The 11348-nt window shown below is 64.4% G+C and carries 8 protein-coding genes and 3 pseudogenes; 3 read left to right on the top strand and 8 right to left on the bottom strand.

Translation table 11 applies throughout. The annotated features are described in order from the left end of the window. Positions 1–13: 13 nt before the first annotated feature. The 4 genes and pseudogenes from ACZ4EG_RS40635 to ACZ4EG_RS40650 form a co-directional block, all read right to left on the bottom strand. Positions 14–1396 carry a tyrosine-type recombinase/integrase gene (locus ACZ4EG_RS40635; protein ID WP_467794191.1) on the bottom strand — a complete coding sequence of 461 codons (1383 nt, stop codon included), beginning with the start codon at positions 1394–1396 and terminating at the stop codon, positions 14–16. Continuing rightward, complete coding sequence (locus ACZ4EG_RS40640) at positions 1393–1605, bottom strand: helix-turn-helix transcriptional regulator (protein ID WP_467794192.1); 213 nt, start codon at positions 1603–1605, stop codon at positions 1393–1395. Before ACZ4EG_RS40640 ends, ACZ4EG_RS40635 begins: the two co-directional genes overlap by 4 nt. Next, positions 1595–2972 (bottom strand): annotated as a pseudogene (locus ACZ4EG_RS40645) (replication initiator). The gene ACZ4EG_RS40640 and the pseudogene ACZ4EG_RS40645 overlap by 11 nt, the downstream one beginning before the upstream one ends. Positions 2973–3200: 228 nt before the next feature. Then, positions 3201–3548, bottom strand: a complete 348-nt coding sequence (locus ACZ4EG_RS40650; RefSeq protein WP_467794193.1) for an SCO3933 family regulatory protein — start codon at positions 3546–3548, stop codon at positions 3201–3203. Between the two features lie 203 nt (positions 3549–3751). On the opposite strand from ACZ4EG_RS40650, the gene ACZ4EG_RS40655 reads away from it, so the two are divergent. Together ACZ4EG_RS40655 and ACZ4EG_RS40660 are read left to right on the top strand one after the other, a co-directional pair. Further along, positions 3752–4492 carry a GntR family transcriptional regulator gene (locus ACZ4EG_RS40655; protein ID WP_467794194.1) on the top strand — a complete coding sequence of 247 codons (741 nt, stop codon included), beginning with the start codon at positions 3752–3754 and terminating at the stop codon, positions 4490–4492. Positions 4493–4819: 327 nt separating this feature from the next. Beyond that, a pseudogene (locus ACZ4EG_RS40660) lies at positions 4820–5328 on the top strand (hypothetical protein). Here ACZ4EG_RS40660 and ACZ4EG_RS40665 read toward each other — a convergent pair. Next, complete coding sequence (locus tag ACZ4EG_RS40665) at positions 5267–5653, bottom strand: transposase (RefSeq protein ID WP_467794195.1); 387 nt, start codon at positions 5651–5653, stop codon at positions 5267–5269. The pseudogene ACZ4EG_RS40660 and the gene ACZ4EG_RS40665 overlap by 62 nt on opposite strands. Positions 5654–6073: 420 nt before the next feature. On the opposite strand from ACZ4EG_RS40665, the gene ACZ4EG_RS40670 reads away from it, so the two are divergent. Beyond that, positions 6074–7315 carry an IS110 family RNA-guided transposase gene (locus tag ACZ4EG_RS40670; RefSeq protein WP_467794202.1) on the top strand — a complete coding sequence of 414 codons (1242 nt, stop codon included), beginning with the start codon at positions 6074–6076 and terminating at the stop codon, positions 7313–7315. Positions 7316–7531: 216 nt separating this feature from the next. Here ACZ4EG_RS40670 and ACZ4EG_RS40675 read toward each other — a convergent pair. The 3 genes and pseudogenes from ACZ4EG_RS40675 to ACZ4EG_RS40685 all read right to left on the bottom strand — a co-directional run. After that, positions 7532–7831 (bottom strand): annotated as a pseudogene (locus ACZ4EG_RS40675) (transposase); the annotation flags it as partial. A gap of 324 nt (positions 7832–8155) precedes the next feature. Continuing rightward, positions 8156–10012, bottom strand: coding sequence for a hypothetical protein (locus ACZ4EG_RS40680; RefSeq protein ID WP_467794196.1), 1857 nt, complete (start codon positions 10010–10012; stop codon positions 8156–8158). Between the two features lie 281 nt (positions 10013–10293). After that, complete coding sequence (locus ACZ4EG_RS40685; RefSeq protein ID WP_467794197.1) at positions 10294–10656, bottom strand: hypothetical protein; 363 nt, start codon at positions 10654–10656, stop codon at positions 10294–10296. Between the last annotated feature and the right edge of the window lie 692 nt (positions 10657–11348).

Consider the following 11348-nt stretch of genomic DNA (forward strand, 5'->3'; position numbering starts at 1 on the left):
TCAGGTCGTTGTGTCAGTCCGCTGGGTTCTCCCCGAGTCCTCGCATGATCCGGTCGTTCATCTCCTGTTCCTGGCCGTCGATGCACTTCGCGTAGATCTTCAGGAGGACGTCCACCGAGTGGCCGGCGCGAGCGGCGACCTCCGGTGCTGGCACTCCGGAGTTGAGCCACTGGGACACGCCCGCGTGCCGAAGGTCGTACGGCCGAAAGGCCAGGACCGAGGCAACCTGATCGGGGACAAGCGCCATTTGTCGAGCCTGCTTCCACGCCCGGGAGTACGACGAAGCAGCGATCACGTTGCCCCGCTCACTGGAGAACAGCCGGCCGTCCTCCGCCGTGCCGAACTCTTCCAAGTGCTCACGGAGCAGCAGCACCAGCGGAGGCGGAATCGGCACGATCCGTACCTCACCCTGGGCCCGCTGCTTCAGGCCGCGCCGATCGTGCGCCTCCCCGGAGTCCGTCCACGCCTTCCCGGCAGTGGGGCGGGTCTCTGCCAGCTCGATACGGCCCCAGCCCGACACCGGAAGCGTGCAGTCGGAGCGACGAAGCCCCAGCGCCTCACCAGGTCGCATAGCCGCGTAGTACAGGCACCCGAAGAACGCCCGCAGCCGCCGGCCGCTCGCCCGCTCGTACCCGCCCACATAAGTGAGCGCGGTCAGAAGCTCCCGCGCCTGTCGAGGATTGACCACCACCCGGCGATCGACCTCCTGCACGGCACGGTTACCGCGCTTGCGCCGGACCCGGTTCAGCGGGTTGGACGGCAGGTGTTCGAGTTCAACCGCGTACTCCAGCACGTTGAAGACCACCGCGCGCCGTCGCCGGTATGTCTGCGTCGCCGCAGGCTTGCCGTCCAGTCGTCGACCTACCGCATCGATCAGCTCGTGCACTCGGGCGATCTCCTGTAACTCCCCCACCGGAAGCGACGCCTTTTCGATCCACCGCACGGCCGCGGCAATCTCCTCGGGCCGCTCCCGCTCCCTGCGGGGGACCGGCAAGACATACGAGCGCAGGGCTCGCCGCAGCGTCTCCGGAGCAGGCCGCCCCCGCCCCGGCTTGACCAGGGTAGGAACGACCGTCGCCAGCGCATCCGTCATGCCGTCTCGCTGCTTGGCCGACGCTTCGCCCCAACGCGCGTCCACGTACTTGCACACCAGGTCGAGGAAGGACAGGGCCGCCTTTCCTCCGCGCAGCGAGTCGGGGAGCCCGGTGATCGTGTCGAACGGCTCGCCCTTGTCAACCGCACGAAGGAGCTTGGCTCGGAAGCGATCAGCCAATGCCTTGGTTTTGTGCGACTCGTGGAACGGCTCGCCGTCCACGGACCAGCGGACGAGATACGTGGGCTTCTTCGCGGATCGGTTGATGCTCAGCTTCCAGATGACGACCTTGTACGACTTCACGACGCAGCCCCCTCCGCCCGCTCCTCCAGCCAGTCGTTGAGCGCGTCCCGCCGGATCCGGAGCTCCCCGTTCGGCAGGCGAATGCAGGCAGGAGCGAGGCGCAGTTCCCTCCAGCGGTAGAAGGTGCGTCGGGAGATGCCGCCCAGCTCGTCGAGCACTTGCCGAACGGTGAGCAGTTCGGAGGCCCGCGCACGGCTCTCACGCGCCATGACGACCACCGCCCTCCCGGATCGAGGCGGCGAGCAAGGCGCCCTCCGGCGAGTAGCCGCGCCCCGCATAGCGCCACTGGCCAACCGTGACCGTCGGACGGGCGGCGAAGCCGAGGGACACCCGCTGTTGTTCCGCGCGGTGGTCGGCACGGGCCTGCCGAAGGGCGGTCAGCGTGGTCGAGTAGCGGCGCGACTTGGTGGAGAAGTGACCGCCGTACCCGAGCATGTGGGCCCAGCGGCGCAGCCCGAGCGGCTCGAACTCCGGAAGCCCACCGAGCCACCAACACGTGCCAATCATGCGCAGCACGTGCGCACGCACGGGCAGTAGGACCATCTCCCGCGCGTGATGAATCCGGCCGTCCACCGCGCCCGCGGACTCCGCCCCCTTGGTGGCGTACTTAGCGATATAGGCCGCCACGGCCGCCGCGGAGGCGGGCCGTTCCCCCGCTCGTGGTTCGTACGTGGATACCGGACGTACGTCGACCTGGGCGCCGAACCGCAGCACCCGCGGACCGATGACGTCCGTACCAAGGGCGGTGAGCTCCACCCGATCGGCCACGGCCTGCACGGAGTCCAGCAGGAGCGGCACGGTCGCCCAACCGGGCGGCGACGAGTCAGGGCCGTCCGGTCCGTCGAGACGGATCACCGCATGGAAGTGGACCAGGCCCCGCCGCTGGTATTCGGCGACTTTCGCGTACGACAGCCGTGCGACGTCCCCGAACTCCGAGCGCGACAGACCAACGCGCCGGGCAACTTCACGCCGCAGCTCCAGCCCGAACCTGTGCCAGAGCCGACCGGCAGACGCCTGCCACAGCACTGCGCCGGCGTAGTCGTAGCAGCGCGGGCACAGAGGTTCACCAAGGCGGAGGTCATCCGCCGCGTGCCGCTCATGGCATCCCTTCGGAGTCCCGTGCGGACAGCACTCACCCGCCCGGCGAGGACGGCAGGCCCGCACTCGCCCCTCCCGCTCACGGCGCGTGTGAACCGGGCCGAAGCTGGGCGCGGTGAGGGTGGCGAACACCCGAGGGTGCCCGCTCACCGCCTCCGTGACGTCCTTGCCGCCCACGAGACCAGCGCGGACGAGTTGGTACGTGTCCGCCCGGTACAGGCCCGAGCAGGCCGGGCACACCGTCGCCCGCCGGTTGCCGGTTGCCGCAGGCGGTCAGCAGGCGACCGCCGTACGCGTCCGTCCCGAGCGAGAGCAGGGCCTCACCCGTGTTCGTATCGAAGATGGTTGCCCCGCCGACGAGGTGAATCGGGTTGGTGCAACCGCCGAGGCGGAGGATGTTGCGGCGCCAGGCGGCGAACCCGGGGTCCGATGCCTTGGCGACCAGTGCGGCAGCGCTCGCCGACAAGGTAGTGGTCATCGCCGACCACCGTCCCTGCCGAACGCGTGCCGCATCACGGCCGAGATCCCCTCCGGCCGGGTCTTGGCGCTGAACCGGAGTGTCGGGTCCGTGAGCCAGAGCGCGGCAGCGTGCCCCGGGCACACGTGCCGCTCTGTCCCGTCGAGAGGCCCGACACCAGCACTGCGGCCACCACGAGCACCCAACTCGGCCCTGTCGCGCCGGCCGAAGTGGTGGAGGCCAGTTCCATCACTGCCCGGCCCCCTTGCCCGCCGGAGCGGGGGCGCTCAGGGGCCGGATCTCCGCAGCGCGGAACGCGATTCCGTGCCGCCCCTCGTTCTCCCACGGCGTGGCAACCAGGTCCCGCACGGCCACCGGCATGCCGAGCTGCACTCCGGCCGGCTCACCGGCCACGCTCACGTTCACGACGTCCGCGGAGGCCCCGGCCATCAGGCAGAGACCGACCTGGTACATGGTCTTGCCGGTCTCGCGGTCAACACGGAGCTGACCGGTCTCACGATTGGCGATCCGCGGAGCCGGGGGCACGGCGCAGATGATCCCCGTGTACTTCGCGGTGTCGATCGGAAGGCTTGCCACTGTTCAGATCTCCCTCATCTCTGGCACCCGAAGGCCATTCCTCCGGGTCGCTAGACCACCCGTAGTACGGGTGACGGGTCCAGAGTGACCACCCGTAGTACGGGTTGTCAACCGGCCTACTGATGAGGGAAGCTGTCCACGATCGTGGACAAGCTGTCTACGACGCTGAACAGCCGCAGAGGCCACGGCCACGGAGGGCCCGCATGCCGCCGAAGAACACGCAGCCGAAGTACCGGCAGATCGCCGACTACCTGCGCGAAGGCATCCTGAACGGCACCTTCCCGGCTGGCCAACCGCTCCCGTCCGAGGAGGCGTTGGCAAAACAGTTCGGCGTGACGCGCCCCACAGTGCGTCAGGGCCTGATGGAGCTGAGGGCATCGGGTCTCGTCGAGGCCATCATGGGCCGCGGCACTTTCGCCCGCTCCCCGCACGGCCGCCCCAGCCTCACGCGCCCGCGCGGCGTACGCCGGACCCCCGACGACCGTTACGCCGAGGCCGACGGCATCCGCTGGACCGACGCCGAGCCACCCGTAGCCACCCGCACCGACGCCCCGCTAGCCCTGGCGGACCTACTCCGCATCCCGCCGGGCGAGCCGATGTTCACGTACGACGCGCTACAGATAGCAGACCATGGCCGCCTGCGCCAACTCCACCGGACCTACGTCCCGTTCTCGGTACTCATCGACACCAAGTACGAGGAAGAGGCCCCACCGCCGGCACCGGAGCTCTACACCGCGCTCTCCCACCTGGGCCACGAACTCCACTTCACGGAGTACGTCCGAACCCGCATGCCCCTTCCGGACCAGGCCCAGGCCCTCCGACTCGCGGACGGGGTCCCACTCCTCCACATCCTCCGAGTGACGCTCACGGCCGCGGACAAGCCCTTGGCACTAGAGGAGTTCCACCTACCGGGCGGCGAGCTGGAGCTCTCGTTCCGGCTGTAGCAGACCCCGGTTGGCTCAGACCTTCTCTACGTCATCAAGTGCGGCTCGCTCCGCTCCCCGCGCAGGCCCGGCCCCCGGCCGGGCCTGCGCTCCAGTCTCCGCCCCGCTCCAGCCCGGCCGGCGCCCGTGCCGCGCTCAAAGCATGCAGCCACCTGATGCCAGAGAAGGGGTACGTCGTGGCTGGGGCGGTCGGCTCCACGGCTTTAGAGGTCGTTCTCTTTCCGAACCTCGTGTGCGGTTTCTGCTGGTCAGGCATGAGACCGCAGTTGTCGCGGGAGCCTTGGTCCGTTGCTGACCGAGATGTCGTGGGGGTGGCGGGTGCCATCGATGCGGGCGGTTCTGGAAGCGCGGCAGAAGGCCGCGGCCGTGCGGGTGGAGGAACTCGAAGCCGAGTTGGAGCGGGTGCGGGCGGCTCTGGCAGAGGCGGAAGAGATGCTCAGGCGCCGGGTGATCGGCCTGGAGCAGTATCTGGAGGCGCTGGCCGAGGAAGATGCGCCCGCGGTGGTGGCCGACAGGGTGTCGCAGAGGAAGCCTGTGGGGCCGCGCCGGCGGTGCCTCACCGCCAGGATGCGGCCGGAACCGAGGTGTTGTCGGTGGACTATCAGGCGTTGATGGCCGCCGCCCTGGAGGTGGGAGCTGATGGGCTCGGTGCTCGGCGGGCAGCGGTGGTGCTGGGCTGGGACAGCGCGTCCGCCTCGCGCGTCGAGGGAGCGCGGGCCCGGCTGAAACGGCTGGTGGAGCGGGGATGGCTGGTCGAGGTGAAGCCGGGCAGGTTCATGCTGCCCGCGCCGGATCAGGACGCTGCTGGTGCTGGGCGGCCAGGCGGCGGCTCATGAGCATGGTCATCGACCACAGGATGACGGTCTCGCTGGTGTCGGTGCGTCGTTCGTAGTCACGGACCAGGCGTCGGCTGCGCAGGAACCAGGCGAAGGATCTTTCGACGACCCAGCGGCGGGGCAGGACCTGAAAACCTTGGACATCGTCGCTGCGGCGGACGATGTCGAGGACCAGTCCGAGGTGCTGGGTGGTCCAGTCGGTGAGGTGGCCGGTGTAACCGCCGTCGGCCCAGATCCGCACCAGCCGCCGGAAGTGATTCTTTGCTGTGGGCAGCAGGACGCGGGCGGCGTCCCGGTCGGTCGTGGAAGCCGGCGTGACCAGCACGGCCAGAAGGAGTCCGAGGGTGTCAGTGAGCAGGTGGCGCTTGCGCCCGTTGATCTAATGGGCGGGAGCTGAGCTCGTTGAACCACCTTCTCGATGCCGATCGCCGGCGTCAGCACGACGTCCTCCGTTGATCCGGGCCTTGAGCCCTCAAAGAAGACTGACGTGTGCTGGCGCTCGCCGTCGACGTCGAGAGCAAACACTTGGTCACCGATGATGATCATGGTCCAAGCCCCCTGCGGGGACTACCTCTTACGTGCTCGGGAGCCAGCAGCTCCGATCAAGACCGAGGGCCCCGCAGGTCGCTGGGGTCATGAACGGCTAATCGGATGTCGGGCCATCGAGCCCTTCCATTAGAGAGACGCATGCCCTGCACGGCTGTGACCAGCCACAGCACAGGCTCGATGAGAAAGCGTGAGGCGAGTGAGAGCGTTCTGCGGCGTCGACTGGGCCAGCGACCACCACGACATAGCCATCGTCGACGAAACGGGTTCACTGATGGTTCGCGCTCGCATCGATGACTCCGCGGAGGGGCTCGACCAGCTGCTTCAGATGCTCGCCGAGCACGGCGACAGTCTGCAGGTCCCCATTCCGGTGGCCATTGAGACTTCCCGCGGTCTTCTGGTTGCTTGCCTTCGGGCAACCGGCCGCCCCGTCTACGCCGTCAACCCAATGGCCGCCGCACGGTACCGGGACCGACACACGGTTTCCCGGAAGAAGTCCGACCACTTGGACGCCATGGTCCTGGCGAACATTCTCCGCACCGACGCCGACGCTCACCGCATGCTTCCCGCCGACTCGGAGGTGGCTCAGGCCGTTGCGGTCCTTGCCCGTGCACAGCAGGACGCCGTTTGGGACCGAACCCAGGCCGGCAACAAGCTGACCTCTCACCTGCGCGAGTACTTCCCCAGTTACCTGGCCGCCGTCGGGAACCGCCGTGAGGGCATCTATCACCCGATAGCCCGGGCTCTCCTGGCTGCGGCGCCGACTCCGCGCCAGGCGGCCAAGCTGACCCGGCCGCAGCTGCGGGCCGTGTTGAAGAAGGCCGGGCGCAAGAACACCATCGACAGGGAGGTCGAGCGTCTGCACAGCGCACTTCGCGCACCGCAGATGCGCCATCTTCCCCTCGTCGAGGAGGCCATGGGACGCCAGGCACTCGCGCTGCTCCGGCAGTTGGAAGCCGCCTGCTCGAGCGCCGATGATCTTGCCGGAGCCGCGATGCAGGCGTTCGAGGCACATGCTGATGCCGGGATCATCACCAGTTTCCCAGGGCTGGGTCCGCTCAGCGGGGCTCGGGTTCTGGCCGAGATCGGCGACGACAGGACTCGGTTCGCCGACGCCAGAGGGCTGAAGGCGTACGCAGGTTCCGCCCCGGTGACCCGGGCCTCCGGCAAGAGCGTGTCCGTCGCGGCCCGCAGGGTGAAGAACCAGCGGCTGGCCGGCGTCGGTTACATGTGGGCCTTCTCCGCGATGGCACATTCAGACGGAGCGCGGGCTCACTACGACCGCCGACGCGAGGCCGGGGACCGGCACACGGCCGCCCAGAGGAACCTCTTCAACCGGATGATCGGCTGCCTCCACCACTGCCTGACTCACCGCGTCCCGTTCAACGAGGCCGTAGCCTTTCCGACCTCGCGAGAACCTCGTCTTGCCCTCGCCGCTTGACACGTTCTTCGCATCGGATGTCTTCTTGCCCGCGTCGTAACCCCGCGAGGCGTGGGTGACGGTGGCGTCCGCCTTCACGGACTGTGAGTCCACGACCGCCGCGGTCGGCTCCGGGCTGCGGCCCTCAGTTCCGCGGACGGCCTCGCGCAGCCGGTCGTGCAGCTCGGCCACCAGGCCCGTGTCGCGCCAGCGGGCGAAGAAGGCATACACCCGTGGCCAGGGCGGGAAGTCGGCGGGCATTGCGCGCCACTTGATGCCGTTGTCGACGAGGTAACGCACCGCGTCGATCATCTGCCGGTGGCAGTAGCCCTCCGGCCTGCCGCCCCGGCCCGCCAGCCATCCCGGCACCGGCAGCAGAGCCCGCACCAGAGCCCACTCCGCATCGCTTATGTCCGAGTCGTACCGGGGCCGGCGCTCCGGCCGGTCCGCCGCGTTCCCGAACCGATGGGCGAGGCAGTCACACCAAGGAGTGGACGAACTGGACTCGGCGACCGCAACCACGCGACACTTTGACACCAGGGCCTCTTGCTTCTCGCTGGATTCGACAACCGCGAGCTACCAAGAGGCCCTTCTTCCATGCACCTGCACCGGCCGACTCACCCGAACCAGGCCCCTGTTCGAACCCCTCCGACCACACGGACGGATAGAGAACGGCCAGTTACGGAGCCACTTTGGCGCGAGCCTCGAAGATCATGGCCCCAACGTCGTGCTTTACCGGGCAGGTCCACAGACTGCCCGACGCGCCGGAAGCTTACGGGGCCATGATCACTCGCGCCAAAGCAGCGCCACCCCAAAGCCGCTCCGCCGACCTAGTCGATGCTTCCCCGACCAGACACCATATTAATTCAACCTTACATTCAGGAAGCTATGTACGGCGTCGCAGATATCTTTTCCCATTTCGACACACTGCGCCGACTCGACCCCCGCCGCCTCCGCCTCTTCGCTCAGCCCCAGAATTACTCTGATCAGCCATTCCCCTGATTCCTTTCCCGTGAGCCTCCATGGGTCCTCATGCGCGGACAGGAAGCAGAGGAAGGTAGCTACGCAGCGAGCAGGATCAACATGACACGAAAAATACCAAGGCCAGCAAGGGAAGCGCTCCTGCAGTTCGACCAGGTATGCCCGAACCGACGGGATGTCATAGAGTTCCCTCGAATCCGAGTTATACCCGTCAATAGTAATATCGACTACCCTCATGTTCCCATTAGGGTCCGTCTTCAAATCGCTAAAAAACTCCGCCATTCTGGAGAAGTCAAGCGACTCAACTTCCCGACGCTGCACCCGATACAGAAAGCTGCCCCCTCCAGGAACTCTAGGTTCCCATTGCAGAGGGTTCGACACTTCCTCAAGTATTCGATCCGCATCCGCGAAAGAGATGCTACGCACCTCAAATTCCGGAACGCCAGAGAATTCCACGAGGCTCCGGAGTACGAAATCTCGCACTCCTGCCTGCTCAAGGAAGCCTATAGGGAAATATTCAGTCAGGTCAATTACTCCGGATCGCATAATCGCCAACTTCAAACATTGCGCTATGCAGATCTCCAAAAAAATCCTGACGGCAAAATGCTCAGACAAGCGAACCTCTTTGCCCCACAAGTCGCCAGTCCAGAAGAGTGGCGCACTCACGAAACAAAAGTCGTCACTTGCTCGAACTTCCAGAAAATCGAAACCATCGAAACGTACGTTAAGCAACCATGGCAAGCTCCAGTGAAACGGGTATTCCCTCCGCAGCGAATGAAGAGATTCCATTGCCCAAACTAGATAGTCAAAAAAGGAGAGCCTCTCCAGCAACGGATCCGATGCGTCGATCTCACAAAAGAGACTCCCAGAGATGCGCTCATGCTGAAAACTTCGCTCTCGGATTTGCCCAACACTGAGATCTGCCGCATTACTCAAGCGATCTCGAAATTCCTCATACTCAGTACCGCTCGGCCACACAGAAATAATTCCCGCATCCGCCACTGCTTCAATCGCGGCAAGGAAGCGAGCGGGAGGAGCGAGGCTACCCCACTTAAGGGACTCAGGCTCACAAATGGGTGGCACCGGTGGATTGATTGCAATATCGCAACAACAAAGAAAAGTGAGGGCAGCCCGCAGTGCTTGGTTACCCAAATCCCCCTTGAACACTTCAGGGAAAAATTTAGACCATTCCCGTAGAGCAATGTCGATGCAAAGCCGATACCTTGGCGGAAGTCCGGTTAGTGCGTCGTTGAACAAGTGCCAGTAGTCTGAGCCGACTTCAAGCCCACTCCACTGTTGTCCGACTCTTGGAATACCGAATCCTCCATGAGAGTAGGAAACCGTAAGGCCCCACTCATTAAAAAACGCTGCACTTTCAAAGATGTGGCGCGTAGAGATTTCCTGCGCCTCAACAACGATCGGAGCAGCCGTCATGTCCATCCGCATAAAGACTTGCTCTGCACCATCAAGCCCCCATGGTCGATGATTTCCGGTATGAAAGCCATATGCCGTGTCGGCGATGTGGAAGGCTTTACTCAGTAGATCTCCGGCATCTTCCAAAGGAACTGCCCAAACTTTGCTCTCTTCCATTAGAATTCTTCGGGCTGCACGCAACCGCGAGATTTCGTGACACATTGCGCGAATGGCATCGGGTGCCTCGCCCCGCTCGACAAAATGCAGTAAAGCCCTGTCGGAAATCAAACATTCACGGACAAAATCTCGCTCCTCTTGATTCATGGAGCCGCATCTCAACGTTCGCGCCACTAACAAATCCTCTGCACGCGAAAGAGACATGAGAGTGGATCCAATAGTTGATCCGCAGTATTGAAACCAGTGTGTCCGCTCGTGTTCCAGTGATGGTATTCCATTCTTCGTTACATCTGCATCCTCTTCGGAAGGTCTTCGCTGGATTAGCGTGGTGGGGTTGAAGCTGAATCCCCCGTTTGCGCTCTCAAGGAGTTCCCCGCAGAATGGACCAGTAGACGCCTTGGGTTCAATGAAAGTAGTCGCATTATCCATCAGGCCGGATCGCCCTCGCCGCCTTGGTTCGATTCACCTTCGTCATCCACGCTCTCACCTTTGGCGCGGCTCTCAGGTTCCTCTTTATGCAACTTCATGTGTCGGCGACTTCTCTTGTATCGGGCGAACTGCTCTTTCACTAGGTCATGCACAGAATGCGCACCAAAGGCGACCGAAAAATGAATTAGAACATCGATAAGCTCCGTCTGCCCCAAGGGTTCATCATCACTAGTTGACGAAGGGCGATCAACTCTTTCCTTCGAGACAACCTCCAGACTCGGTTCATAACGTAGACTCCGCAGAAATCCTTCAATCTCTGCTTCGGATCCGGTAATTCGATAGGCTTGAGTCTGCGACGCCATGAGATCTCTCCCCTAAAAATTGACATTACTTCGGGTCACGTGGGTGCACTCCGGTTGCGAAGCCATCTTGACCCTACTCAACTGTCTACCACATTCGGGGGCCACACGAAGGTCGCAGTGTGGAATTCGAATCGGAACGATTCCTTCCAGGGTAGCTGCCACCGCCATCTCTGGCGATTGCAAGTTGCACATAGATGATCGATTTCGGTCGTCACTGATCAGGATGATGTCGCCCCTCAAGAGATCATTTGCTGAAGTAAGCGACCACAGGTAATGCGGACGCCCGTGCCCGCTTCGACGAGGTGCAGGGGAGGGTGTGAAGGTCGGTGGGGGTACAGCGAGACATACACGCGCCTGTTCGGTCGACGCACCCGCCATCGTGACTGACTGTCGTCGGCTGAGCTTCGTGCCACAACCGTGCCAGATGCAGGGGTCAGCAGCGGTCAACACCGGTGCCCCACAGCCGAGCAGCCGCACCCTTCCTCGGCTGGCAAAGCCGCAGCTCAGGCCCCGAATCACCCAACCTCTCTCCTAAGACGTCATCTCATTTGGCTGGGTAAGCTGCCAGTCGTGGCGAGGATTGTTGAGCGGCTGGTACCGGACGAGTTGTGGGAGCTGTTCCAGCGGGTGGTGCCGGAGGCGCCGTCGCGGCCTCAGGGTGGGGGCCGGCGTCGGCATGGCGACCGCGAAGT

Source organism: Streptomyces sp. NPDC025638 (assembly GCF_055558775.1).

Excerpts from the sequence above, each read along its gene's own strand:
- ACZ4EG_RS40685 (WP_467794197.1), bottom strand. The coding sequence starts at position 10,656 with ATGGCGTCGCAGACTCAAGCCTATCGAATTACCGGATCCGAAGCAGAG.
- ACZ4EG_RS40640 (WP_467794192.1), bottom strand. The coding sequence starts at position 1,605 with ATGGCGCGTGAGAGCCGTGCGCGGGCCTCCGAACTGCTCACCGTTCGG.
- ACZ4EG_RS40655 (WP_467794194.1), top strand. The coding sequence starts at position 3,752 with ATGCCGCCGAAGAACACGCAGCCGAAGTACCGGCAGATCGCCGACTAC.
- ACZ4EG_RS40680 (WP_467794196.1), bottom strand. The coding sequence starts at position 10,012 with ATGAATCAAGAGGAGCGAGATTTTGTCCGTGAATGTTTGATTTCCGAC.